26 protein-coding genes are annotated in these 22,920 nt (G+C 68.4%); 12 read left to right on the top strand and 14 right to left on the bottom strand.

All coding sequences use genetic code 11. The annotated features are described in order from the left end of the window. Positions 1-101: 101 nt before the first annotated feature. The 6 genes from N5I75_RS21180 to N5I75_RS21155 form a co-directional block, all read right to left on the bottom strand. Positions 102-959: a fumarylacetoacetate hydrolase family protein gene (locus tag N5I75_RS21180; protein ID WP_476679448.1), complete on the bottom strand. Its 858-nt coding sequence runs from the start codon at positions 957-959 to the stop codon at positions 102-104. 134 nt (positions 960-1,093) lie between these two features. After that, entirely contained in the window at positions 1,094-1,876 is a 783-nt protein-coding gene (locus N5I75_RS21175; protein ID WP_476679572.1) for a YidC/Oxa1 family membrane protein insertase, read from the bottom strand. Positions 1,877-1,985: 109 nt separating this feature from the next. Beyond that, entirely contained in the window at positions 1,986-2,315 is a 330-nt protein-coding gene (locus N5I75_RS21170; protein ID WP_476679447.1) for a DUF6412 domain-containing protein, read from the bottom strand. 98 nt (positions 2,316-2,413) lie between these two features. Continuing rightward, positions 2,414-3,913, bottom strand: a complete 1,500-nt coding sequence (locus tag N5I75_RS21165; RefSeq protein ID WP_476679446.1) for a sodium:solute symporter family protein — start codon at positions 3,911-3,913, stop codon at positions 2,414-2,416. Continuing rightward, positions 3,906-4,112, bottom strand: a complete 207-nt coding sequence (locus N5I75_RS21160; RefSeq protein ID WP_476679445.1) for a DUF3311 domain-containing protein — start codon at positions 4,110-4,112, stop codon at positions 3,906-3,908. Before N5I75_RS21160 ends, N5I75_RS21165 begins: the two co-directional genes overlap by 8 nt. A gap of 28 nt (positions 4,113-4,140) precedes the next feature. Beyond that, a complete protein-coding gene (locus tag N5I75_RS21155) occupies positions 4,141-4,962 on the bottom strand; it encodes a class E sortase (RefSeq protein WP_476679571.1) in 822 nt (273 codons plus the stop codon). A gap of 132 nt (positions 4,963-5,094) precedes the next feature. Here N5I75_RS21155 and N5I75_RS21150 point away from each other — a divergent pair, with 132 nt between their 5' ends. The 4 genes from N5I75_RS21150 (at position 5,095) to N5I75_RS21135 (ending at position 8,795) form a co-directional block, all read left to right on the top strand. Beyond that, positions 5,095-6,144, top strand: coding sequence for a hypothetical protein (locus N5I75_RS21150; RefSeq protein ID WP_476679444.1), 1,050 nt, complete (start codon positions 5,095-5,097; stop codon positions 6,142-6,144). 48 nt (positions 6,145-6,192) lie between these two features. Next, the gene (locus N5I75_RS21145) at positions 6,193-6,624 is read left to right on the top strand and encodes a very short patch repair endonuclease (protein ID WP_476679443.1); all 432 of its coding nucleotides are present in this window, start codon (positions 6,193-6,195) and stop codon (positions 6,622-6,624) included. Positions 6,625-6,657: 33 nt separating this feature from the next. Then, entirely contained in the window at positions 6,658-7,551 is an 894-nt protein-coding gene (locus tag N5I75_RS21140) for an NgoMIV family type II restriction endonuclease (RefSeq protein ID WP_476679442.1), read from the top strand. Between the two features lie 128 nt (positions 7,552-7,679). Further along, positions 7,680-8,795 carry a DNA cytosine methyltransferase gene (locus N5I75_RS21135; RefSeq protein WP_476679441.1) on the top strand — a complete coding sequence of 372 codons (1,116 nt, stop codon included), beginning with the start codon at positions 7,680-7,682 and terminating at the stop codon, positions 8,793-8,795. Here the strand turns inward: N5I75_RS21135 and N5I75_RS21130 are convergent. The 3 genes from N5I75_RS21130 to N5I75_RS21120 all read right to left on the bottom strand — a co-directional run bounded on the left by N5I75_RS21130 (position 8,789) and on the right by N5I75_RS21120 (position 10,881). Beyond that, positions 8,789-9,751 carry a NaeI family type II restriction endonuclease gene (locus tag N5I75_RS21130; RefSeq protein WP_476679440.1) on the bottom strand — a complete coding sequence of 321 codons (963 nt, stop codon included), beginning with the start codon at positions 9,749-9,751 and terminating at the stop codon, positions 8,789-8,791. The genes N5I75_RS21135 and N5I75_RS21130 overlap by 7 nt on opposite strands. Positions 9,752-9,826: 75 nt before the next feature. After that, the gene (locus N5I75_RS21125; RefSeq protein WP_476679439.1) at positions 9,827-10,222 is read right to left on the bottom strand and encodes a hypothetical protein; all 396 of its coding nucleotides are present in this window, start codon (positions 10,220-10,222) and stop codon (positions 9,827-9,829) included. Next, positions 10,219-10,881, bottom strand: a complete 663-nt coding sequence (locus tag N5I75_RS21120) for an ATP-binding protein (protein WP_476679438.1) — start codon at positions 10,879-10,881, stop codon at positions 10,219-10,221. Before N5I75_RS21120 ends, N5I75_RS21125 begins: the two co-directional genes overlap by 4 nt. A 204-nt stretch (positions 10,882-11,085) precedes the next feature. Between N5I75_RS21120 and N5I75_RS21115 the strand changes: the two genes are divergently transcribed. The 6 genes from N5I75_RS21115 to N5I75_RS21090 all read left to right on the top strand — a co-directional run bounded on the left by N5I75_RS21115 (position 11,086) and on the right by N5I75_RS21090 (position 15,141). Continuing rightward, positions 11,086-11,931, top strand: coding sequence for a helix-turn-helix domain-containing protein (locus tag N5I75_RS21115; protein ID WP_476679437.1), 846 nt, complete (start codon positions 11,086-11,088; stop codon positions 11,929-11,931). Further along, a complete protein-coding gene (locus N5I75_RS21110; RefSeq protein ID WP_476679436.1) occupies positions 11,931-12,140 on the top strand; it encodes a DUF397 domain-containing protein in 210 nt (69 codons plus the stop codon). The genes N5I75_RS21115 and N5I75_RS21110 overlap by 1 nt, the downstream gene beginning before the upstream one ends. A gap of 124 nt (positions 12,141-12,264) precedes the next feature. Beyond that, positions 12,265-12,792, top strand: coding sequence for a DUF6879 family protein (locus N5I75_RS21105; protein ID WP_476679435.1), 528 nt, complete (start codon positions 12,265-12,267; stop codon positions 12,790-12,792). Between the two features lie 79 nt (positions 12,793-12,871). Next, positions 12,872-13,189 carry a divalent-cation tolerance protein CutA gene (cutA, locus tag N5I75_RS21100; RefSeq protein WP_476679434.1) on the top strand — a complete coding sequence of 106 codons (318 nt, stop codon included), beginning with the start codon at positions 12,872-12,874 and terminating at the stop codon, positions 13,187-13,189. A gap of 515 nt (positions 13,190-13,704) precedes the next feature. Further along, positions 13,705-14,577, top strand: a complete 873-nt coding sequence (locus N5I75_RS21095; protein ID WP_476679433.1) for a hypothetical protein — start codon at positions 13,705-13,707, stop codon at positions 14,575-14,577. 90 nt (positions 14,578-14,667) lie between these two features. After that, positions 14,668-15,141 carry a carboxymuconolactone decarboxylase family protein gene (locus tag N5I75_RS21090; RefSeq protein ID WP_476679432.1) on the top strand — a complete coding sequence of 158 codons (474 nt, stop codon included), beginning with the start codon at positions 14,668-14,670 and terminating at the stop codon, positions 15,139-15,141. Here N5I75_RS21090 and N5I75_RS21085 read toward each other — a convergent pair. Further along, positions 15,117-16,151: an SDR family NAD(P)-dependent oxidoreductase gene (locus N5I75_RS21085; RefSeq protein ID WP_476679431.1), complete on the bottom strand. Its 1,035-nt coding sequence runs from the start codon at positions 16,149-16,151 to the stop codon at positions 15,117-15,119. The genes N5I75_RS21090 and N5I75_RS21085 overlap by 25 nt on opposite strands. 238 nt (positions 16,152-16,389) lie before the next feature. Here N5I75_RS21085 and N5I75_RS21080 point away from each other — a divergent pair, with 238 nt between their 5' ends. Then, positions 16,390-16,698: a hypothetical protein gene (locus N5I75_RS21080; RefSeq protein ID WP_476679430.1), complete on the top strand. Its 309-nt coding sequence runs from the start codon at positions 16,390-16,392 to the stop codon at positions 16,696-16,698. 67 nt (positions 16,699-16,765) lie between these two features. Here the strand turns inward: N5I75_RS21080 and N5I75_RS21075 are convergent, their stop codons facing one another. The 3 genes from N5I75_RS21075 to N5I75_RS21065 all read right to left on the bottom strand — a co-directional run bounded on the left by N5I75_RS21075 (position 16,766) and on the right by N5I75_RS21065 (position 20,168). After that, on the bottom strand, positions 16,766-17,137 hold the full coding sequence (locus N5I75_RS21075; RefSeq protein ID WP_476679570.1) for a VOC family protein: 372 nt from the start codon (positions 17,135-17,137) through the stop codon (positions 16,766-16,768). A 154-nt stretch (positions 17,138-17,291) separates the two neighbouring features. Beyond that, complete coding sequence (locus tag N5I75_RS21070; RefSeq protein WP_476679429.1) at positions 17,292-18,758, bottom strand: MFS transporter; 1,467 nt, start codon at positions 18,756-18,758, stop codon at positions 17,292-17,294. 198 nt (positions 18,759-18,956) lie between these two features. Beyond that, the gene (locus tag N5I75_RS21065) at positions 18,957-20,168 is read right to left on the bottom strand and encodes a DUF445 domain-containing protein (RefSeq protein WP_476679569.1); all 1,212 of its coding nucleotides are present in this window, start codon (positions 20,166-20,168) and stop codon (positions 18,957-18,959) included. 478 nt (positions 20,169-20,646) lie between these two features. On the opposite strand from N5I75_RS21065, the gene N5I75_RS21060 reads away from it, so the two are divergent. After that, positions 20,647-21,969: an SGNH/GDSL hydrolase family protein gene (locus tag N5I75_RS21060; protein WP_476679428.1), complete on the top strand. Its 1,323-nt coding sequence runs from the start codon at positions 20,647-20,649 to the stop codon at positions 21,967-21,969. A gap of 40 nt (positions 21,970-22,009) precedes the next feature. Here N5I75_RS21060 and N5I75_RS21055 read toward each other — a convergent pair whose 3' ends face one another. Then, complete coding sequence (locus N5I75_RS21055) at positions 22,010-22,915, bottom strand: DUF1707 SHOCT-like domain-containing protein (RefSeq protein WP_476679427.1); 906 nt, start codon at positions 22,913-22,915, stop codon at positions 22,010-22,012. Positions 22,916-22,920: the final 5 nt, after the last annotated feature.

Below are 22,920 nucleotides of genomic sequence, written 5' to 3'. Positions count from 1 at the left end.
GGCGCGGGGAACTGCGCGACCAGCCACGACGGCGCGCACGTCGCCACGAGTCGGTGCCCCCTACGGCGCGGCAGCGCAACCCGCACCCCGGCGCCGGGCGACTAAGCGGGCTTCAACTCCTGCCGCTGCCGCCCGAGCCCCTCGATCTCCAGCTCCACGACATCCCCGGCCCGCAAATAGGGCTTCGGCTCAGGCTGCCCCATGGCAACCCCGGCGGGCGTCCCCGTATTGATGACGTCCCCGGGGTAGAGGGTCATGAACTGACTGACGTACCGCACCACTTCCGCCACGGAAAAGATCTGCTCCGCGGTGGTCCCGTCCTGCTTCAGCTCCCCGTTGACCCACAGCTTGAGCTGAAGCGCCTGCGGGTCGGGCACCTCGTCGGCGGTCACGAGCCAGGGCCCGAGCGGGTTGAACGTCTCGCAGTTCTTGCCCTTGTCCCAGGTGCCGCCGCGCTCGATCTGGAACTCGCGCTCGGACACGTCGTGGGCGACCGCGTATCCGGCGACGCAGGCGAGCGCGGCCTCGTGGGACTCGACGTAGCGGGCCGTACGTCCGATGACCACGGCCAGTTCGACCTCCCAGTCCGTCTTGGTCGAGCCGCGCGGCACGAGCACCGTGTCGTTCGGCCCGACGACGGTGTCGGCCGCCTTGAAGAAGACGACGGGCTCGGCGGGCGGCTCCGCGCCGGTCTCGGCGGCATGGTCGTGGTAGTTCAGGCCGATGCACACGACCTTGCCGATCCGGGCCACCGGCGGGCCGACGCGCAGCCCCGTGGCGTCGAGGACGGGCAGGTCGCCGGAGGCGGCGGCGGAGCGGACCCGGTCGAGCGCGGCGTCGTCCGCGAGCAGCGCTCCGTCGATCTCCGGCACCAGGCCGGACAGGTCGCGCAGGGTGCCCTCGGCGTCGAGGAGCGCGGGGCGCTCGGCTCCGGCCGGTCCGACTCGCAGCAGCTTCATGCGGTAACTCCCTCTGATCTAGGAGGAGCCTCCATGACCCGGTGCGGCCGACAGCCATCGGAGGACTGGTCGATCCTCCAAGAGAGGGGTCCAGTCCGCAATACCCCGTTCACGGACTGGACCGGACCGGCCGGTCAGATAGCGGGCAGCGAAGCCGCCGCCCCGTACGGCATGTCCCGGTACAGCACGGCCCGCTCGACCGCGCTCCACGTCGTGGACGTGACGACGTACAGCGCGGCGGCCAGCGGCACGAACGCCACCGAGAACAGCGTCAGGAACGACATCAGTGGCATGTACTTGGACATGGCGGTCATGGCGGCCATGCCCGGCACCTGCGACGGGTCGTCGGAGGGCGCGGGCGCGGCCGCCGCCGACGCCGCCATCTGCCGCTTGGTCCGCCGGTAGTTGAACGTCGCCACCGCCGCGACGAGCGCGAACAGCGCCACGTACACGAGCCCCTGCGCCCCGAAGGGCCCGCCGTGCGTGAGCGCGTCCCCGAAGTTCCCGCTGAGCGGGGCCGCGCCGAGGGTGTGCCCGAGCAGCCCGTTCGGCTCGCCGCCGATGCTGCCGCTGGAGAACAGGTGGTACGTGAGGAAGAACGCCGGCATCTGGAACAGCATCGGCAGGCAGCCGGAGAGCGGGGAGACCTTCTCCGCCCGGTGCAGTTCGAGGATCGCCTTCTGCAGCGCCTCCGGGTTCTTCCTGTGCTTCTTGCGCAGCTCGGCGATGCGCGGCTGCAGCTTGAGCCGCTCGCGCTGGCCCCGGGCGCCGGCCCGCGACAGGGGGTGGACGAGGAGTCGTACGAACGCGGTGAACAGGATGATCGCCGCGGCCGTCGCCGAGGCGTCGAACAGCGGTTGGAGCAGGTCGGCGAGGTGCTCGACCAAGCTCGCGAAAACGGACATGAACGAGGACATGAACGATGACATGGGTGAGGAGCCCTCCGGGGGTCTCGTCGTGCCTTGAACGGGAGATGGTTCAGCGGCGTGACGGACTACGAACCCGGCGCGTGGAGGTGCGGGGGGCTCAGCAGGCCGTCGGGACGAGACGGCCCGGTGCTCGGGGCCTGGTGCGACCCGAGGCGTCGGGATCGCGTTGGGGCAGGAAGGCCGTGCGGTGCGCACGGTCGCGCATCGCGGTGCGCACCCGGTGGCGCGGCACCACCGGCGCGCTGCGGGCGGCGAGCAGGGCGCACGCGGCGAGCGCGGAGCCCGCAGCGGCGGTCGCGGCGACCGCGACTGCCCCGGCGAGGGTGCCGGTGTCGAGGAGGACGGCCTGCACGAGGGTCTGGACGAGGAGGAAGAGCAGGAGCGCGGCGGGCCGCACGGCGCTGGTCCGGGTGCCGGTCCGGGTCATGGGACGCTGTCCTCCCTTCTGCCTTCTCGTACGTACGTGCCCCTGTTACTTGTAGGCTCTCCCCTTTATACAGGTTCGGCTTTTCTACGGGCTCGGCTTCATACAGGCTCGGCGCCGATCGGATCCCGGGCCAGCATCTCCTCGTCGCTCCGCCCGTCCCGGTCCGCCGGACACACGTACGTCACCGCCAGCGTGACGGCGAGATTGGCGGCGAGCGCGACGATCCCGGCGTTCACCCCGAACACCGGATCGTGCTCGCTGAACACCAGCCCGCAGACGATGCCGACCCCGACGGCGAGCCCGCTGAGCGCGCCCACCAGACTCAGCCGCCGCCACACAAGACCCACCAGCAGCATCGGCACGAGCTGCGCCATCCCCTCGTAGGAGATGAGGGAGAGCCGCACGAGCGTGTTCGGCGCCGCGTACGTCAGGACGAGCGCGACGCCGCCCGCGACCACGACGACCACCTGCGACCACGTCTTCTGCGCCTGCGACGATCCCCGCCAGCGCGGCACGAGCGAGAAGACACTGCTGCCCCACATCGTGCCGATGACCAGCATGAACACCGCCATCGGCACGATCGACGACAGCGCGGCGGCGACCCCGATGATCCCCACCGCCCACGCCGGCAGCGAGTCGACGACGAGCTTGAGCAGCGCCAGGTTCGACTCGGCCCCGGTCAGCCCGGGGACCACGAACAGCGCGGCCATGCCGAGCAGCATCGGCACGAACAGCAGGACGTTGTAGGCGGGCAGCCACATCGCGTTCCGCCGCAGCGCGTCCGCGCTCCGCGCGCCCAGGTACCCGGCGACGGTGGTCGGGAAGATGACGACGGTGAGGGCGTTCAGAAACGTCGTCGTCGCGAACCAGCCGCTCCCGTACGGGGACCCGCCGCTGCCCGGCAGCGTCAGCCACGCGCTCTTCTCGTCGACGAGCCGCCCGAGGAAGTCCCCGTAGCCGTCGAAGTAGTGCAACGGCACGTAGATCGCGAGGAAGGCGAGCGTGAGGATGACGAGCCCGTCCTTCAGAACGGAGACCCACGCACTCCCCCTCAACCCGCTCACCACGACGAAGACGGTGGTGACGGCGAAGCCGATGAAGTACGCCCAGTTCAGGCTGATGGCGCCGTAGGAGATCGTCGAGACGACGACGCCCATCCCCGTGATCTGCAACTGGATGTACGGCAGCAGGAACACGGTGACGAGCACCGCGACGCCGGCCCCCAGCCACGGCTTCCCGAACCGGTGCGCCACCATGTCCGTGATGCTGACGAGCCCGTGCTGCCGCGCGTACGCCCAGAGCATCGGCCCGACGACGTAGCCGACCGCGTAGCCGCACGACATGTACGCGACGACGTAGAGGACCGGGGCGCCGAAGTTGTACCCCCACCCGGCCGCGCCGAGGTAGCTGAAGCTGGTGTAGCCCTCCCCCGCCATCAGCACCCAGATGAACACGGCCCCGAGCGACCGTCCGCCCACCGACCACTCGGCGAGCCCGCCCCCGCCCCGTCCCTTGCCGCGTACGGCGAGCAGCCCGAGGGCGAGCGTGACGACCATGAACGCGCCGAAGAGGCCGCTGGCGACCGCCGCGTCACTCATGGCCCCGGCCCCCCTTGCGGTCCCCGCGCCAGGTCAGCCATACGGCGACGGGCGTCAGCAGCGTCGCGGCCAGCAGCCACACGAAGAGGAACGGCAGCCCGAGCAGCACGGGTTCGACCCGGTTCACGAACGGCAGCGCGCCGATGTACAGCAGGAACGGCACGAGGAGCCAGAGGAGGTGCGGTCGTCGCTTGATCACGGACGACGAGCCTATCGGGGCGTCCTCGCTATCGGAGCGTCACGCGGCTGAGCTTGCCCCAGACCACGAGCCGGTACCGGGAGGTGAACTCGGGCGTGCAGGTGGTGAGGGTGATGAAGTACCCGGGCTCGTCGTACCCGGCGGACGGCACGACGCGGCTGCGCGGCACGGGGCGGATCACCCCGCCGTCGGCGGCGGAGGTCCTGGCCAGGCTCTTGTCGACGACGTACGTGTACGTGGCCTCCCGTGTCCGCACAGTGAGGGTGTCGCCGCGCCGCAGCCGGTTGATGTACCGGAACGGTTCGCCGTGCGTGTTGCGGTGCCCGGCGACGGCGAAGTTCCCGACGCGGCCGGGCTGGGCGGTGCGCGGGTAGTGCCCGGCGTAACCGTGATTGAGGACGTTCGCCTTGCTGATCCCCTCGGCGACGGGGACACGGAGACCGAGGCGCGGAATGGCGAGGACGGCGTAGGCGCGGTCCGGGCGGGCGGAGGTGGGGCCGTGCGGGTCGATGTTCTGGGAGCCGCGCGCGGACGAGCCGGACGGGTCCCCGTACGGGGTGTCGCCGGTGTACGGGGTGTCGGCCGCCGGGCCGTCGCCATCGGCGCTGGGCGCGTCCTGGGCGGTACCGGCCGCCCCGCCCTCCTCCTCCCACGCCCTCTCCAGCTCGTGGACCGTCCGCTGGGCGCCGGCCCGCGCCTGCCGGTTGGTCCACCACAGCTGATGTACGACGAGCAGGAGCAGCACGATGCCGAGCGTGACGGCGATCTCGGCACCGGCCCAGAGGGCGCGGCGCAGGAGCGCGGGGCGCGCGGGCGCCCCGTGCACCACGACGCGGGGCCGACTGTGCAGCACGCGCGCACGATAGATCCCGGCGCCGCAACTGACCAGGCCCACGCAAGCCGCGGCCTGAGGCGAGGCCGCGCCCGACGCCCCTGGCCGGGGGCGGTCCCCCGCGAGCCATCCGGCAGTACGGTGTGACTCATGCGCCCCGACACGCCTGCCACGCCCGCCGAGAACGAGAACGCCGACCACGTAGCGGAAGCCGAGCGCCTGGAACGCACGGCGGCCATGTACCCCGAGGACGCGGAAGCGCTGCTCCTCCAGGCAGCCGCCCATTACGAACTGGCCGACGCCCGTGAGCGCGCCACGGCGCACTACGACGCCCTCCTTGCCGCGACGGACGTCCACGACCCGGCGCTGATCCGCGCCCTCAAGGCCGCGAACCTCTGGGAGTACGGCCACGAGGCCGAGGCCCAGGCGATCATCGCGGGCCTGCGCGCGACGGCTCCGCGCGGCCCTGCGCCCTGGGTGATCATCGCCGAGTCCCTCGAAGCGCACGACGAGCTGGAAGCGGCGCACGAGACGTTCACGGAGGCCCTGGAACTCCTGGTCCCGCCCTCGGAGCGCGACGCGGCGGGCTCCGCCGACCTGGCCTACGCCAAGCACCCCCTCGTCCTGGGCCGCCACCGCGTCCGCCGCCTCCTCGGCGCCGACCACGACGCGTGGGACGCCCTCGCCGACCGCGTCAACCGCACCTCGGTCTCCCTCGACGAGCTCCACGACCCCAAGCGCCTCTGGGCCCTGGGCTCCAACAACCCGGCGGAACTCCGCGCGGAGATCGGCCGCCTCCAGGCCGAACTGGGCTCGTTCCGCGAGGCCCTCTCCCGCCCGTTCCCGGTGGCGGTCCTGCACTGGCCGAGCGACGAATACGCGGAGCTGCTGTCGGCGTACCCGACCCTGTCCTCCGAGTACCCCTCCTACGAGGCCCACTTGGCATCAATAGAGGCATCGCTGCGAGAACTGTCCTCGTCAGGCACGGGCAACCTGGGCATCGTCACGGGCACGGTCCCGTCCTACGAGGCGTTCGCGGCATCGGAGGCTTCATCACCGAGCGAGGCGTCGCTGCTACCGCAGTACGCGACGACGCTGGCGGCGAGGGGGCGGGCTATTGCTTGGCCGCCGCAGGTGGGGGCGGCTTGTTGGTGCGGGTCGGGGACGGCTTACCCGGAGTGCCATGGGGACGGGGCCTAGGCAGTCCGGCACTCCGGGGCTGGCCGGCACAATCGTCTTGTGCCTCGCATGATCCCGTCTTCCGCTTCCGTTTCGGCCCGCATGAGCCGCCAGGGCTCGCGAGACACTGCCCCGGAACTCGCAGTTCGCACACTGCTACACAAAGCAGGCTTTCGCTACCGCGTAAACCTCCGCGTCCCTGGCATGTCTCGCCGGACCATTGACATCGCCTTTCCCAAAAGGAAAATCGCCGTCTTCATGGACGGATGTTTCTGGCACGGTTGCCCCGAGCACGCCACCCGCCCGAAGGCAAATTCGGACTGGTGGCGCACCAAGTTGGAAAAGAACATGCAGCGGGACATCGAGACCACGGAACATCTCCGATCACAAGGATGGATCGTCCTACGTTTTTGGGAACATGAGAATCTGCAAACTGTCGCAGCCACGGTAGCCGAGAGGAAGAACCAAGAAGACCGGAGAGCTGAGCGCGACACGCTTTGAATCGATGCCCGATCCGAGTAGTGCTGGAGAGAAATGCCCGCCCCGTTCATCACCTCGATATGCGGTTACCGCGACGGACGACCCAATACTTCCGATGCGAACGACACACAATCCAAAGAGCTCGGCACAGTATTTTTCGATGCGATGGGGATCAGTCGCGACTCGACCCCACCCAGTAAAGCCGTCGGCAACTACATGTCGGAGCTCATGACCGCCGACCTCACCAACTATTTCTTAGCTCGGGACCTAGACCTCGCCGTCGAACCCGAAAAGGCCTTTCCTCGATTCGAGCAGTTCTTGCACCTTAATGTCACCAAAGAACTCGGTAGCGACATGGCGAAGGATGTAGTCAGAGCCATTACAGACTTGGAAAACTACGCCGCCCACAACGAAATCACACCCGAACTCCGCGCCCGCCTGGAAGAACATTTGGTGCGCATTCGGAACGAAGTGCAACGCGCAGAGGATCGGAGACGCGACCTGCTGGACGTCCTCGGTCAGGAGTCTCTCCTCAAGCTGGACGTAACGGTCTCGCGGTCCATTGAGAACAAGGTCGACCCGAGCACACCACTGCAGCACCTACTCGCCGGCTTCTCCTTGAAGTGGACCCTCAGGACCGACCGGGCTCAGGACTGCCGAAGCCAGGGAGCGAAGATGGCTGCTCTGCGACGAGGTCGCATGCCCCACTTCGCCACGGTGACCATGGAGCCTCGGCCGTCGATGCTGGCCCTGCTCGGCCGCGGCTCCGGCGATGTCGACTGCGTGTACCACCTTCACCTCCCGGCCCTCACCGAGGCGATCGACGACTACTGCTCCGGGACCAAACACAAGGGACGCCTCGGCATTCGCGACAACTTCCGCCGCCTGTGCGACCAACGGCGAGTTCGCGACTACGACGAGCTCCGGAGCTACACAGCGACGCTCTGACGGACCCGGCGAGGGGCTCTCCATCCCCGCCTCTCGTCACCCATCAGTCGGCCAGTTCGCACTCAACCCGCCGCAAGTCACACCGCCCTCAAGGACAACTGTCAGTCCCTCCGATTAACCTGTCGAGCATGGCAAAGCGCATCTCCATGATCGACCTGTTCGCAGGCTGCGGTGGCATGACCTCGGGGTTTGTTGCGGCAAAGGGGTACAAACCGGTCATGGCGGTCGAATGGGACCTCCACGCTGCGGCTACGTACGCGGCCAACTTCGGCGAGTCTCACATGCGTTGGGGAGACATCGCCCAGGTTGCGAACGAGGAGATCCCCACAGCGGATCTGATCATCGGGGGTCCCCCCTGCCAGGGCTTCTCCAATCTGGGCACGCGTGACGTGAACGATCCACGCAACAAGCTGTGGAAGGAATACATTCGTTTCGTTCGTCACGCCCGCCCCAAAGTTTTCGTCATCGAGAACGTCGATCGATTCCTGAAGTCTTCCGAGTTCGACCTGCTGCAAGCAGAGGTCAACGGTGGGCTACTGGAGGGGTACGAACTGACTCATGGCCTGCTACTGGCAGCCAACTACGGCGCACCACAGAGACGCAAGCGGGCCATCGTCATCGGTTCGCGAATCGGAAAAATCCCCCTGCCCGAACAGACTCATGGCCAAGGGGACCCCTTGGGGCTGAAGAGGTGGCGCACTGTGCGCGACGCCTTCGGCGGCAAGCAGTTGGCCGACAGGCCAGCCACCACCGTGCTTCCCTCGTCGACCACATCATTTTTCGGTAAGGAAGTACCCGGCATCTACAAGAGTGCGGATCTCCACATCGGCCGCACTCCGACTGAGCTGTCTCTGCGTCGTTACGCCCACATCCCTCCGGGCGGCGGGCGGTTCGACCTCCCAGAAGAACTCCTTCCAAACTGTTGGAAAAACAAGCCGACGGGTACTACGGACGTGATGGGACGGATGCAGTGGAGCGAGCCGTCCGTCACGATCAGAACTGAGTTCTACAAGCCTGAAAAGGGCCAGTACCTTCACCCTCAATGGGAGCCGGGGCCCGATGGGCACCGGGTGGACCGCCCCATCACCCATCGTGAGGCAGCTCTCCTACAGACCTTCCCAGACAGTTTCCTTTGGTGCGGCACGAAAATTCAGATCGCTAAGCAGATCGGCAACGCCGTTCCGCCCGCACTTGCCGAAGCCATCGCAAAACACATCAAGCCCTACATTCACGCGTCTCAGTAACGGATTTCAGGAGCCGGGTGCGTTTCCTCGCCCGGCTCCGCAGTGACGTAGTGCTCTCCGCCCACGACAACTGTCCGCCGATCGGTCACGGTAGGCGCTGGAACCAGACGCACGGAGACCCACGTACCCTTTTCGGGAACAGGAAGATTCAACGCCTTGGCAACGCGAGGGCTTTCGTTCTGGGCCCCCAGAATGACCACTCCCTCATCGGCGAGCCAGCTGCGCGCATCACGCACTCGCTTCGGTGCATCCAATTGTTTGGCAACAGTCACCACAGCGTTCCGATCAACGATTCTTCCTTGAACACGCCTGAAAAGTTGATCCACTCTGCCCTGCCCCGGCGGGACAGCCATCACGGATCTTCGTACCTCCGGTTCCAACTGCAGCAGAAGATTTTGACTCAACCTTGCACCCTCGTAGAGCCAGGAGATCGACCTGCGTCCCGCTTTTGAGATGTTTTTCTTGCCGTCTTGATTACCGGACGCCGTCAGTATCTCGGGGCGAATCTTCACCAGCCCCACGGAGAAGGTCGAATTCGTGTCGTTGGCAGCCATGAGCAAGCAGACGTGCCCCATTGCCTCTCGCGGAATCATCCATCGGCCGTCCAGCGAAAATTTTGCATCCGCTTCGACGCCATCAATCCGATAGTCCATGCGCTCCCCGCGCGGGAAGCCGAAGTCGGAGCGGCAGATGATCTCCACCTTGGTGCCGAGGTACGTCTTCTCCGTCTTCTCAAGATCTTTAACGTCGAACCGCCCCGTCCGCTGACCGTCCAAGACCTCGTCAAGTGACTGACGGAAGATTCGTGAAAAGCGAGTCGCAAGATCAGCGCGATCCCATCGCGCCATGAACCACTGTGCGACCCGTGCCACATCGGGATCCTCTATGGACGACAAGGCATGGCCGTCAAGGGCGGGCTCGCCCACGTCGAACAACACATCGTTCTCTACCGTCATGGCCGCCATTTTACGGCTGGAGCACTGAAGACAGCCGGTAGGTAGAGGCCGAACTCGGCGCCAATGAGGCGCACTTCAGGCTTCCGGACCTCCACGTTCCAAATGTTGCAGCAGTTCACGCACCTTGGAAAGTTCGGACGCGACCCGAGCCCATGCGAAGTCCGCAACCTCGACTCTGAGTTGCGCCGCGCGCGTCTCAACCAGCATCGACACATGTCCGATTGCGCTCAGTACATCCATTTCGTGCACCATACTCAGGGCTTCCCAGCCGATCGGTGCAGAGCACATGGAGAGGGCGTCATGGACAGGAACCGTGACAAGAAGCGCCTTCGGCTCGTACGCGTCGCCCAAGAGATGAACTTCGACCGCCATGACCTCCTGCAGATCAGCGACCGCCCTGCGCACGATGGCGCGCATCAGCACATCGGTTCGTCCCGGCTGCGCATCGGCCGCCCCCCTCTCACCCATCACGCGCACTCCCGCGAGGTCAGCTCGAATCGCTCTTGCACCCGCTCCAGCGCCACTTCCGGGTCACAACCGTGCGCTCGAAGCCAGTGAAGGACGTCGGCCATGGCCTCAAGGGCGACCGCTGTCGCTGCACCACCTGACATACCCCCTGACCTTTCGGCGCCCGGGAGGGGGAGCCGTGCCGCGTCGTACGTCGAGAGCAGAGCCTCGGCGCGTTCCACGCGCACATCACCTTGATGCCCGTCCGCAGATACCAGCCTGGTGGCCAGCTCACACCAGACAATCTTGCTATCGGCGCCCGGCTGAACTCCCCAGCGATCCGCAGTCGCGTCGACCAAGGCCACGCCTCGCCCCGACTCCGAGTCCACCGAAGCGGACAGCAACGTCGGCAAGGCGCGCGCGTCCGGGTCCCGCACCTCAATGCGTAGATAAGTGCCTCGCAAGGAGAGCGTGAGGGTGGTCGGGGTGCCGACCCCCACGTGCGCCACGACGTTGGCAACGAGTTCACTCACACACACCTGCGCGGCCTCGACCGCCTCGTGCAGTCCCCAGCTCTGGAGATGCAGTCGCACGATTCGACGCAAAGCGGCAACTTCGCGAGGCTCTGCTGTGAAGTCCACACCCCAAGGATTCCTGACCATGCATGCCGTGCTCTCGTTCATAGCTGTACCCCTCCGCCGGACGCCTTGGCCACACAGAGCGACCTTTACGCTCCCCAGAGTTACAGTGAAACTTCCAAAATGGAACTCTCACTTGCTCCTCGCGGAAGCGCATCCAAGTGGCGCGCGCCCCCGGCGCACGCCACCTTGCCGCTCTCGTGAGACAGGCAGCACGATCAGTCGGAGTAACGAGAAAGGCCACCGAACATGACAGTCGGACCCACCACCCGCAGACGTCAGTTGGGCGCCGACCTGCGGCGTCTCCGTGAGCGTTCGGACCTCACCCTCGAAGAAGCAGGCGCCCGCGTTGGAATCTCGAAAGCGACACTGAGCCGATACGAGACCAAGGAAGGAACGGTCAAGTGGCCCGCTGTGGACGCTCTGTGTCGTGAGTACGGCGCAACAGAGGAGGAACGCGCCGCCCTGGTCGACCTCGCCAAGGGGGCCAGGATTCAGGGCTGGTGGCGCTCGCTGGCCGACCCCATCCCCGAGTCGATGAACCTCATGCTCACGCTGGAGGACGAAGCGGTCCGTGAGGACCACTACGCCTCCATGTACGTCCCTGGACTCTTGCAGACCCGCGCCTACTCCGAAGCCGTCCACCGTGCTTCGGAGATGCGGTGCACGGAGCAGGAAGTGCAGCACATGGTGGACATCCGCATGAAGCGTCAGGAGTTGTTGCAGCGCGCGGATCCGCCGCACTTGTGGGTCGTGATCGATGAAGCCGCGCTGCGTCGCCTCGTCGGGGGCCCTGAGGTCATGCGCGAGCAGTTGCGACACCTCGTGGAGTCCGCCGAGCGGCAACAGATCACGGTGCAGGTTCTGCCGTTCGCGACCGGCGCGCACGCCGCAGCCGTTGGCAGCTTCGTGATCCTGGGCGGGCCCGCACCTGAGCTCGACGTCGTGTACGTGGATGTTCTGGGCGGCGGGCTCTTCATGGAGAAGCCCAAGGAACTCGAACGCTATAGGTTGGCGTTTCAGTACCTGAGCGCCCAAGCCCTCGGGCCCGATGCCTCGGCAGCGCTCATCCGCCGTATAAACAGGGAGAGTTGATGGCCGCGCCGCAGGAGCCTCACTGGTTCACGTCTTCGTACAGCGGCGGCAGCGGAACAGAGTGCGTGGAGGCCGCACGCACTTCGGATGGAATCCTCGTACGAGACTCCAAACGGGGCGCCGACGGCCCACGGGTCGAGGTATCCGCGTCGGCATGGTCCCGCTTCGTCGCGGGGTCTCCGGATTGGTGCAAGTTCATAGAAGTCTGATGTGCCACCGCGACCGACGCACGCAAGCTGATGCTGCCGCAAGGAGAAGCGGCTCGGGCGACTGGTCCGGGGACCGTCGACGAGGTTCCGAAGTACATGGTCAATTTCTTCCCGGAGGTCAGCGGTGGCGGCGGAGCCGACGTTCAGTGATCTCTTACGGCTGGCCGAGCGGTCCGCGGTGCACCTTGAGATGCGGGACGCGTACATGAAGTCCGACCCGAGCTACCAGGCCTGGCAGGCCGGTGAGCGGAACCGGGCCGAGGACAACGATCCGTCCGTGCGTACGTGGTTGAGGCTGATGGCTGAGGTCACCGGGCGCGGTGTGCAGGTGCGGCGTGCTCGGATCTGCTCGGTGCCGGAGTCGGACTACATTCGGTTCGAGCATCACGTCACGGATGCCAATGTGCGGGCCGGTGAGGAGGTGCGGTGGCTGCCACGGCGGGAGGCGTCCGGTCTCGCGTTGCCCGGGAACGACTTCTGGGTGTTCGACGACCGGCTTGTCGTCTTCCTCCACTTCAGCGGTGACGGTGAACTGTCACCGGAGGGCGATGAGGAGCGTACGACCGATGCGGCACTGGTCAGCCTGTGCGCCTCTGCGTTCGAGGCGGTGTGGGCTCGCGCAGTCCCGCACAGGGAGTACGAGTTGCCCTGACGTTCGTATCTGTGGGCCTGGCACCGGCGCCAATGTGGACATCTCGCCTGCACGCGAACCCGCGCCTAGGGTTCCGCTCATGACCACCTACCTGCAAGTTGCTACTGCCACCGCCACCAGGCAAGAAGCGGTCCAGCTCGTTGAGGCTGTCGTGAGAGCGCGCTTGGCCGCTGGTGCACAGGTCATCGGGCCCGTGGTTTCCGCTTTCTGGCACGACGGGGAATTCGGCACGGGAGAGGAGTACCGCATCCTGCTCAAGACCCGCGCGGACAAATACCAGGCGCTGGAGGCTTTCGTCCTGGAGCACCATCCCTGGGAGCGGCCGGAGTTGAACGCCGTCACGTTTGCCGAGGCCTCCGCGTCGTACCGGGACTGGACCGACAAAACGCTCGGCTAAGTTCCCAGTTGCTCCCATCGGAAGCACTACGGCTAGACGGGTGCCCTGGTGCGAGTTCGTCGCCGGTCGTGGGGTCGGTGGGGGTTTGGGTCCGGCGCTCGCGCCGGTGGGGTGGTTGCGGAGGTTCAAGTCGGGTGCGGGATGGTGGGTTTTTCTTCGATTGCGTGGCTGAGGGCGGTGGGGGCTGCTGTGCCCTGCCGCCCTTTCGTCGTTGGCCATTCGGACGGTGGGGGCTGGCGTTCGTGGGCTGAGGATTCGTCGGGGAAAGGGCGCGTGTCGGTTGGGTCTAGAAGCCCCTTCGGCGTGCGGCGCCGCTCCCTGTAGTGGGGCGAGTGCGGGTCTCGTGAGGCATGGCGAGAAGCAACTCTGGTTGCGTGAGGTGTCCTTGCTGGCCTTGGCCAGAGTTTGCTCGGTTCGGCACCCGTGTGTCACTCTCCGCGTACAGAGCTTTACACACAGGTGACCCCCGCGAGGTTGCAGCCTCCGGGGGCCCGGCACAGGAGAGAGCAACTCCCATGCAGATTCATCGTATGCCTCGCCATGAGCGCGGCTTCACCGTCATCGACAACAAAGCCCTTCGCGATCCCCGCTTGTCCCATACTGCGCGCGGCATCCTCGTCTACGTGCTGTCGCTGCCCAGTGGGGCGCGGGTCAATGTTCGGACCCTTAGCGACATGTTTCCCCAGGGGCGGCTTGCCGTGTCCAAAGCCGTCAAGGAGCTGCGGGAGCTGGGGTATTGGGTGACCCGTACTGAGCGGGAGCCTCTTACTCGGCGGATTTCGTCCAGCGTCGACGTGTACGAGGTGCCCGGGGCGGGGTCCGTGACGGTTGCCGGAGAGCCGGTTGGCAGTCAGCCGGTTCCCGGGCGGGTGGGAACCGGGGAAGCGGGCGCGTTTTCCCCTGGCGGGGACAATGACCCTTATGACCACGGGGGGAAGAACCCTCCCCTCCCTCCCGCGCAGGCGCCGCAGGACCCGGCCGTCTCCGCTGATCCGCACGACGTCGAAAGCGCCCGTATTCTGCGGCGGCTCGGCGTCGTCGATTCGCGGCTGGCGTTGAACGAGCGTGGGGTGCGGGAGCTCGTGCCCGAGGTCAGGGTGTGGCTGGAGCGTGGGGCGTCCGCCGCCGAGGTGATCGATGCCGTCTCCGCCGGACTGCCCGGGAAGGTGTACTCGGTCGTGCGGCTTGTGCGGGATCGGCTCACGCGTAAGCGTCCCGCGCGGAAGCGGGCCTGGCGGCGGGTGTTCGAGTGTCCGGTGTGCCGGGACCCGTTGCCGTGGGGGCAGGAGACGGGGGTCTGCCGGTCGCAGGAGTGCAGGCGGGAGGGGCATGAGCCCGTCGGATCGACGCAGGTGGCCGCCCCTCCAGCGCGCCTCCAGCCTGCGTGACTCAGGTCACAGCCCTCGTCTCGTCACACTTTTCCGAGCCGTTCCGTCAACCAGGTGTAGCCAAACGGAACAGCTCAGGGAGAGATCACCATGGAAGCTCGTCTCAACCTCTTCGGGAACGCGCTCGCGGGTAAGGTCATGCGGCACATCAACAGCGCCGGGAAGGTCGTTGCCGACGCCGGGGTGCCGCACGCCACGCAGGAGCTCGTGAAGATCCGGGCCAGCCAGATCAACGGGTGTGGGTTCTGCACCGACATGCACACCAAGGATGCCGCCCACGCCGGGGAGACCGCGCAGCGGCTCCATCTTGTTGCCGTCTGGCGCGAGGCCACCGTCTTCACCGAGGCCGAGCGTGCCGCGCTTGAGCTCGCCGAGCAGGGGACGCGGCTGGCCGACGCGGCCGGTGGTGTGAGTGACGAGGCCTGGGCGAACGCTGCCAAGTTCTACGACGAGGACCAGCTCGTCGCCCTCGTCTCGCTGATCGCGCTCATCAACACCTACAACCGGCTCAACGTCATCGTTCAGCAGCCCGCCGGGGACTACCAGCCGGGCATGTTCGGCTGAGCCCCGGTCAGAGAGGCGCGGACGAGGGTCAGGCTCGCCTCCCAGAGGCGGGCCGCCGTCTCCGGGTCCGTCATGTGGGGCTTGGGCTGCTCCAGGACCGGTGCGCCGCGCAGGCCGAACGTGCGCGGGCCCCACAGCTGGCCGCCCTCCGCCGCCGGGTCCAGGGCCGCGCGGACGATCGGCCACGCGCCGTGGTCCTTGCCCTGGACCACCGCCGCCGCCGGTAGTGCGCGTAGGCGGGCCGCCCCCGTCACAGCATGAATCTGCGGGCGGGACGGGGTCAGCGCGTCCAGCGCGCCGCCCGGGTGTGCCACCAGGCTGCGGACGGGGCCGGCCGCCGCGCGCAGGCGGCGGTCGAGTTCGAAGGCGAACGACATCTGGGCCAGCTTCGAGCGGCCGTACGTGCGCTTGGGGCGGTAGTCGCGCGTCGACTGGAGGTCGGTCAGGTCCAGCCGTTCGGAGCGGGCGGCGAAGCTGCCGACCGTCACCACGCGCGCGGCCGGGGCCGCCGTCAGGAGCGGGGCCAGCCAGTGGGTGAGGGCGAAGTGGCCAAGGTGGTTGGTGGCGAGCATGAGTTCGTGACCGTTGGGCGTCTCGCGGCGGGGCGGGTCGTCCAGGGCGACGCCCGCGTTCGCGATCAGCACGTCGAGGTGGTCGAGGCCCAGGTCCGCCAGGTCCCGCGGCGCCGACTGCAGGGACGTCAGGTCGGCCAGGTCCAGGGGGATGTGGCGCAGCCTCGCCGCCGGGACGCGGGCCCGGATCGCGGTCATCGCCGTCTCCGCCTTGCGGGCGTCCCTGCTGCCGAGGACGACGAGCGCGCCCGTCGCCGCCAGTTGTTCCGCCACGAAGTAGCCGATGCCCACGTTGCCGCCCGTGACGAGGATGGAATGGTCCGGGTGCAGGGGTGGCGGGGCTTCGGCGTCCCAGTCCCAGTCCCTGTTCCTGTTCCTGTTCCTGTCCCGGTCATGGGTGCGGGGCGTGGTTGCGGGGGCGGAAGGGCGTCGGGGCATCGGGCTCCGTAAGTTGTCGGATGGCCCGGGAAGGCCGGGTGCCTTCACCTTCGGCCGGGGCTCCGACATATCGGCGACAGTTCGGTTGCCGTGCCGACAGATCTCCTACAGCGCCGTACGGGCGCCGGGCCGATCCGTGATGAACCCCCACATCTCCGCCCCCGGTGACCCCGGCGTAGCCTCACGGGCGGAACAGCAGCTCCGCAACGTCCGGCCTCACCCAGCGCAGGAGAATTCCATGGCCCGCCGCCTTCCCACCGCCCCGATCGCCGCCGCCGGTCTCGTCGGGGGGTACGCCACCGCCCGGTTCACCAAGAAGCGGCCGCTGGGCGGCGTCGTGCTCGCCGCCGCCGGGGCCGCCGCCGCCACGCAGTGGAAGCGGACCGCGGGCGGGCCGGTCGCGGGGGCGCTGACCGGGGCGTACGTCGCCGCGTTCGCCGGGTCGCACCCGCTGGCCAAGAAGGTCGGGGCCTGGCCGGCCGTCCTCGGGGTCGCCGGGGCCGTGGCCGCCGCGTCGTACGTGCTCGTGGACCGCCGGGGCGCCTGAGCCGGAGCGCCCCGGTACCCCCTCGGGCCGCGCCGGCCCACCCGCACACTCCGAGCCCGGCGACCCCTCACCCCGCCACCGGCGCGTGCGCCAGTACGTTCACCACCTTCCCCTGCGGGTCCCGGACGAAGAAGCGGCGGACGCCCCACGTCTCGGTCTGCAGCTCGCGGACGATCTCGGCGCCCGCCGCGACCATCGCCGCGTACGCCGCGTCGACGTCGCCGACCTCCACGCTCATGTCGGGCACGACGAGCGCCGGGCCGCCCTGTTCGATGAAGTTGATCTGGGCCGTCGGCTGGGTGGGGGACGCCATCGTCATCACCCAGCCGATGTCCATGACCTCCTCGAAGCCGAGCGCGCCGTAGAAGGCCCGGTTCGCCGCGAGGGACTCCTCGCCGTCCACGGCCACGTTCGGCACGGCCCTGCGCGCCTCGTTCATCGGCGCTTCGTCCATGGAGGCCCCGTTCATCGGCGCTTCGTTCACCGGCTCGTCGTTCATCTCAGTCATGCGGTTCATCGTCCCCGGAACGCCGCCCCGTACGCCCCCGGCGACACACCCGCCGCCGTCCGGAAATGGTGGCCCCCACCTCACGTCACACCGCCGACAGCGGGCGCGCGATGTCCTCCAGGGAGCGGTTCTCCGCCCGCACCGCGAAGAACACCGCCACCAGGCCCGCCAGGCACATCAGCCCGGCGCCGATCTGGAAGGCGAGGACCGTGTCGCCGACCTTTCCGCTCTCGGTGAGGTCGGCGAAGACCAGCGGGCCGCTGATGCCGCCGGCCGCGGTGCCGACCGCGTAGAAGAAGGCGATGGCCATCGCGCGGGTCTCCATGGGGAAGATCTCCGAGACCGTGAGGTACGCGCTGGAGGCGCCCGCCGAGGCGAAGAAGAGGACCACGCACCAGCAGGCGGTCAGCGTCGTCGCGGTGAGCGAGCCGCGGTCGAACAGCCAGGCCGTGCCGAACAGCAGCACCCCGGAGAGCAGATACGTCGACGAGATCATGATGCGGCGGCCGACCGTGTCGAAAAGCTTGCCGAGCAGCAGCGGGCCCATGAAGTTACCGGCGGCGATGACCGCGAAGTAGTAGCCGGTCGAGCCGGTCGGCACATCGAAGAACGTGGTAAGGATCGCGCCGAAACCGAAGGTCACCGCGTTGTAGAGGAACGCCTGTCCGATGAAGAGGGCGAGGCCGAGCGTCGCGCGGCGCGGGTACTTGGTGAAGACCGTACGGGCGATCTCGCCGAAGCCGATGCTCTTGCGCTGGCGGATGGTGATCTCGCCCTCGGCGGGCGGGAGTTCCTTGCCGCCGCGTTCCGCGCGCACCTTCTCCTCGACTTCCGAGACGAGCGATTCCGCCTCCTCTCCCCTGCCGTGGATGAACAGCCAGCGCGGGGACTCGGGCACGTTCCGCCGTACGAGGAGGATCACCAGGCCGAGGACGACGCCGAGGCCGAAGGTGAGGCGCCAGCCGACGTTCGCGGGGAACAGGTCCGTGTCGAGCGCGACGATCGAGAGGAGCGAGCCGCCGATCGCGCCGAGCCAGAAGCTGCCGTTGATGATCAGGTCGACGCGGCCCCGGAAGCGGGACGGGATGAGTTCGTCGATCGCGGAGTTGATGGCCGCGTACTCGCCGCCGATGCCGAAGCCCGTCAGGAAGCGGAAGAGGAAGAACCACCAGGTGGAGAAGGAGATGGCGGTGAGGGCCGTCGCCGCGAGGTAGACCGCGAGGGTGAGGAGGAAGAGTTTCTTGCGGCCGAAGCGGTCGGTCAGCCAGCCGAAGAAGAGGGCGCCGGTGCAGGCGCCCGCCACGTACAGGGCGGCGGCGACACCGGTGACCTGCGCCGACGAGATCGGCAGGCCGCTGCCGGACTCGGAGAGGCGGCCCGCGATGTTGCCGACGACCGTGACTTCGAGGCCGTCCAGGATCCAGACGGTGCCGAGGCCGATGACGATCGTCCAGTGCCAGCGGGACCAGGGGAGGCGGTCCAGGCGGGCGGGTACCGCTGTGCGGGTCGTGCCGGGGGCTAGCGGGCTGTGCTTCTGGTGCTCCAGGGACATGTACGCCCTCCTCGTTGAGGGGAACTGACCACGTACCTGTGCCCCGTAAGCGCGGCGGCATCACGGTCACTGACACGGGGCTCCGCCCCGGACCCCGCTCCTCAATCGCCGGAGGGGCTTGTTTGTGCTCGCCGGAGGGGCTTGTTTGTGTCTGCCGGAAGGGCTTGTTTGTGTTTGCCGGAAGGGCCGAGTGGTGGGTCATGCCCCGAACGCCCGCGAGACCGTATAGATGAGCAGCCCCGCCAACGACCCCACCACCGTGCCGTTGATCCGGATGAACTGCAGGTCGCGGCCGATATGGGCCTCGATCTTGCGGGAGGTGTGCTCCGCGTCCCAGCCCGCGACGGTGTCCGTGATCAGGGACGTGATCTCGGCGCGGTACGTCGTCACGACGTAGACCGCCGCGCCCTCCACCCAGCCGTCGACCTTCGCCTGCACCTTCGGGTCGGTCGCCATGCGCTGTCCGAGTGAGAGCAGCGACGCCCGTACGCGCATCCGCAGTTCGCTGCGCTCGTCCTCCGCGGCGGCCACGATCATCGAGCGGACCGCGGACCAGGTCGAGGCGATCAGGTCCTGCACCTCGGAGCGGCCGATGACTTCGGACTTCAGGCGCTCGACGCGGGCCCGGGTGTCGGTGTCGGACTGGAGGTCGCCCGCGAAGTCCCGCAGGAAGCGGTCGACGGCGCCGCGCGCCGGGTGCTCGGGCATGTCCCGCATCTCGGTGACGAAGCGGAGCAGTTCCTTGTACACGCGTTCGCCCACGCGCTTGTCGACGAAGCGGGGGGTCCAGCCGGGGGCGCCGCCCTGCACCGCGTCCATGACGGAGTCGGAGTGCAGGACCAGCCAGTCGTGGGCGCGGGCGCACACGAGGTCGACGACGCGCTTGTGGCCGCCGTCGGCGACGACCTTCTCCAGCATCTTGCCGATGCCGGGCGCGATCTCCGCGTTGTCGGCGCGGCGCGTGATGGCCTCGCCGACGACCGCCTGGACGTCGGAGTCGCGCAGGACGGTGAGGGCGCCGCGCAGCGCCGTCGCCAGTTCGGCCGTCACCCGGTCGGCGTGGGCGGGTTCGGCCAGCCAGGTGCCGAGCCGGGAGCCGATACCGACGGCGCGCAGGCGGTCCCGTACGACGTCGCCGGAGAGGAAGTTCTCGCCGACGAACTCGCCGAGGGAGACGCCTAGCTGGTCCTTCTTGGTCGGGATGATCGCGGTGTGCGGGATGGGCAGGCCGAGGGGGTGACGGAAGAGGGCGGTGACGGCGAACCAGTCGGCGAGGGCGCCGACCATACCGGCCTCGGCCGCCGCCGCGACGTAACCGGCCCAGGCGCCCGCGCCTGAGTGCTCGGCCCACGTCGCCAGTACGTAGACGAGCGCGACCAGGACCAACAGCCCGGTCGCCGTCAGCTTCATGCGGCGCACGCCGCGCTGCTTCTCCTCGTCGGCGGGGCTGAACTCGCCGGTGAAGCGGCGTGCGGCGCGGGGTTGGCCGGGGGCCGGCCGGGCATACTGCCCGATGACCTTTTCAGACGATTCGCCAGACTCGACCGACTCGCCAGACTTTACTGATTCGCCAGACTCGAATGATTCGCCGGACTGGACCGATTCACCCGGCTGGGCCGATTCATCCGGGCCGCCGGGTTCACCCGTTTTCCCCACACCGGCTCCGTTCCGCTCGCCCGCGCCCGTCCCGCTCATCCTCGACTCCACATCCTCTGTCATTCCCCTCACACATTGTCCCTTTCCGACCTACTCCCGGAACAAAGGAAGAGTTCCCGGCGTCCGAGTAGACGGAGGGGGGCAGTGTCGGCCTCAGCCCGCCCCATGACGCATCATGGGTTCATCACACCGGAGCCCAGCGGCTCCCTCTGCTCGAGGAGACACACACCGCATGACCAGGCGTCACGGTTATGCCTTGTTGGCCGCGCTCGTAGCGGTCGTCATCGTGATCTCGTCCGCCATATACGTCGGTTTCTCCGGCGTCCTGCGCGACGACGACGGCTCCGTGCAGGCGGGTGGCGCCCGTCCGCACGGCTCCGCCGCACCCGCCTCCACCGGCGCGTGGGTCGGCACCTGGTCCGCGTCCCCCGCGGGCGCCGAACCGGGTACGGAGACGGCCGGGTACTTCGGCCGTTCCCTCCGCAACATCGTGCACACCAGCGTCGGCGGCACCGGCGCCCGCATCACCCTCTCCAACCTGTACGGGCAGCAGCCCCTCAGCATCACGCACGCCTCCCTCGCCGTCGCCTCCGCGCCCAACAGCCCCACGGCGCTGGCCGGTACGGTGCGCCGGCTGACGTTCGCCGGGAGCGCCTCGGTCGTCATCCCGGCCGGCCAGCAGGTCATCAGCGACACCGCGCGCCTGCGGGTGCCGCGCGACGCCGACATGCTCGTCACCACGTACTCGCCGACGCCCTCCGGACCCGTCACCTACCACCCGCAGGCCCGGCAGATCTCGTACGTGGCCCAGGGCGACCGCACCGAGGACCCGAGCGGCGCGCAGTACACCGTGCAGAGCCCCTACTGGCGTTACGTCACCGCGCTCGACGTGCTCAGCAACGACGCCGAGGGCACCGTCGTCGTCCTCGGCGACTCGCTCACCGACGGCATCACCTCCACGATGGGCGCCAACAAGCGGTGGCCGGACGTCCTCGCCGACCGGCTGCGCACCGAACCGGGTGCCCCGCGCTACGGCGTCGTGAACCAGGGCATCAGCGGCAACCGCATCCTGGCCGACGGGCTCGGCCGCCCCGCCAACAACCCGAGCGGCCTTTCCCGCTTCGGCCGCGACGCGCTCGGCCGCGCCGGGGCGCGGGTTGTCGTCATCGACCTCGGGATCAACGACATCCAGCGCAACCCGCAGGTCACCGACCCCGACGAGATCACGACCGGGCTCCGCGAACTGGTCCGCCAGGCCCACGCGCGCGGGCTGCGCGTCATCGGCGCGACCCTCATGCCGTTCCAGGGCCACCGCGGGTACAAGCCGCACCTCGAAGCCGTCCGCCAGAGCGTGAACGCCTCGATCCGCGCGGGCAAGGTCTTCGACAGCTACGTCGACTTCGACAAGGCGCTGCGCGACCCCTACAACCCGCGCAAGCTCCTCCCCCACTACGACTCGGGCGACCACCTGCACCCCAGCGACGCGGGGTACGCCCGAATGGCGGAGACGGTGGATCTGTCGGCACTGAAGGGGGCGGCGGGCGCCGAGCTATGACCCGCGGCGGCGCCGGCGTCGGGGGCGGATTCCGGAGGGTTCAGTCCCGCTCCTGACGGCGGTCCCGGCGCTCGTCCATCCGGTCCCGGCGCTCGTCCAGGCGGTCCATACGGTCCTCGATGCGCCGGCGGTGCCGCTCCATGCGGTCGGCGTGCAGATCGTGACGGCGGTCGAGGTGACCCTCGAAGGGGTCGCCGAAATGGTCGTCGCGGCGGGCCTCCAGCTCCTCGCGGCGCTCCGCCTTGCGCTCCAGCTTCTCGCGGCGGCGCTCCTCCTTGCGGCGCTGCTGCTCCGCTCGCGTGAGCTTGCGGTCCACGCCGACGCCGCCCCAGAACGCGAACCCGGTCAGCACCACACGCGGGGCGCCGGGCTCCCCGGGCACCCCCTCCTGGCCGTGGTCGAAGCCGCCCATGATGCCGATGCCGCGGACGACGACCTCGACGCCGGGCGGCACGATCACATTGATCCCGCCCATGATCGCGACGCAGTTGACGACGATCTCGCCCGCCTCGAAGTTCGCCTCGCGCAGGTCGATCTCGCCGCCGCCCCAGAAGGCGACGGCGGTGAAGCGGCGCGGTGCCGTCCAGCGCCCCTTGCGCTGGAAACCGGACATGACGCCGACGCCCCAGGTGGAGGTCGCCTCGCCGCCGATCCGCGCGGACCAGTCCACCACGCCCTCGGGCAGCGGCTCCTTGACGAGGCTGACCGGGGCGGCGACCCCGGCGCCGGGCAGATCGTGGGTGATCGGCTCCAGCTCGCGGTACGTACGCGCCTTGTACGTCGCCTCCAGCCGCTCCCCGAACTCCTCCATGTCGAGCCGCCCCTCGGCGAGCGCGTCCCGCAACCGCTCGGCGACCTGCTCGCGGTCGGCGTCGGAGGCCCGCAGATCGGGCGGATCAGACGCAGAGGGCGTGTTCGAACGCTCGGGCAGCGATTCGTCCGTCATACGTC

This window comes from Streptomyces sp. R818 (genome assembly GCF_056172735.1).
This window is presented reverse-complemented; position numbering and strand designations above follow the sequence as displayed.

Bases quoted from the DNA above. Each gene is read 5' to 3' on its own strand.
- N5I75_RS21115 (WP_476679437.1), top strand. From the start codon at position 11,086: ATGACAGTCGGACCCACCACCCGCAGACGTCAGTTGGGCGCCGACCTG.
- N5I75_RS21070 (WP_476679429.1), bottom strand. From the start codon at position 18,758: ATGTCCCTGGAGCACCAGAAGCACAGCCCGCTAGCCCCCGGCACGACC.
- N5I75_RS21065 (WP_476679569.1), bottom strand. From the start codon at position 20,168: ATGAAGCTGACGGCGACCGGGCTGTTGGTCCTGGTCGCGCTCGTCTAC.
- N5I75_RS21135 (WP_476679441.1), top strand. From the start codon at position 7,680: ATGGCAAAGCGCATCTCCATGATCGACCTGTTCGCAGGCTGCGGTGGC.
- N5I75_RS21170 (WP_476679447.1), bottom strand. From the start codon at position 2,315: ATGACCCGGACCGGCACCCGGACCAGCGCCGTGCGGCCCGCCGCGCTC.
- N5I75_RS21180 (WP_476679448.1), bottom strand. From the start codon at position 959: ATGAAGCTGCTGCGAGTCGGACCGGCCGGAGCCGAGCGCCCCGCGCTC.
- N5I75_RS21090 (WP_476679432.1), top strand. From the start codon at position 14,668: ATGGAAGCTCGTCTCAACCTCTTCGGGAACGCGCTCGCGGGTAAGGTC.
- N5I75_RS21175 (WP_476679572.1), bottom strand. From the start codon at position 1,876: ATGTCCTCGTTCATGTCCGTTTTCGCGAGCTTGGTCGAGCACCTCGCC.
- N5I75_RS21055 (WP_476679427.1), bottom strand. From the start codon at position 22,915: ATGACGGACGAATCGCTGCCCGAGCGTTCGAACACGCCCTCTGCGTCT.
- N5I75_RS21085 (WP_476679431.1), bottom strand. From the start codon at position 16,151: ATGCCCCGACGCCCTTCCGCCCCCGCAACCACGCCCCGCACCCATGAC.
- N5I75_RS21145 (WP_476679443.1), top strand. From the start codon at position 6,193: ATGATCCCGTCTTCCGCTTCCGTTTCGGCCCGCATGAGCCGCCAGGGC.
- N5I75_RS21080 (WP_476679430.1), top strand. From the start codon at position 16,390: ATGGCCCGCCGCCTTCCCACCGCCCCGATCGCCGCCGCCGGTCTCGTC.
- N5I75_RS21095 (WP_476679433.1), top strand. From the start codon at position 13,705: ATGCAGATTCATCGTATGCCTCGCCATGAGCGCGGCTTCACCGTCATC.
- N5I75_RS21075 (WP_476679570.1), bottom strand. From the start codon at position 17,137: ATGAACGAGGCGCGCAGGGCCGTGCCGAACGTGGCCGTGGACGGCGAG.
- N5I75_RS21140 (WP_476679442.1), top strand. From the start codon at position 6,658: ATGCCCGCCCCGTTCATCACCTCGATATGCGGTTACCGCGACGGACGA.
- N5I75_RS21150 (WP_476679444.1), top strand. From the start codon at position 5,095: ATGCGCCCCGACACGCCTGCCACGCCCGCCGAGAACGAGAACGCCGAC.
- N5I75_RS21110 (WP_476679436.1), top strand. From the start codon at position 11,931: ATGGCCGCGCCGCAGGAGCCTCACTGGTTCACGTCTTCGTACAGCGGC.
- N5I75_RS21130 (WP_476679440.1), bottom strand. From the start codon at position 9,751: ATGACGGTAGAGAACGATGTGTTGTTCGACGTGGGCGAGCCCGCCCTT.
- N5I75_RS21060 (WP_476679428.1), top strand. From the start codon at position 20,647: ATGACCAGGCGTCACGGTTATGCCTTGTTGGCCGCGCTCGTAGCGGTC.
- N5I75_RS21120 (WP_476679438.1), bottom strand. From the start codon at position 10,881: ATGAACGAGAGCACGGCATGCATGGTCAGGAATCCTTGGGGTGTGGAC.
- cutA (WP_476679434.1), top strand. From the start codon at position 12,872: ATGACCACCTACCTGCAAGTTGCTACTGCCACCGCCACCAGGCAAGAA.
- N5I75_RS21165 (WP_476679446.1), bottom strand. From the start codon at position 3,913: ATGAGTGACGCGGCGGTCGCCAGCGGCCTCTTCGGCGCGTTCATGGTC.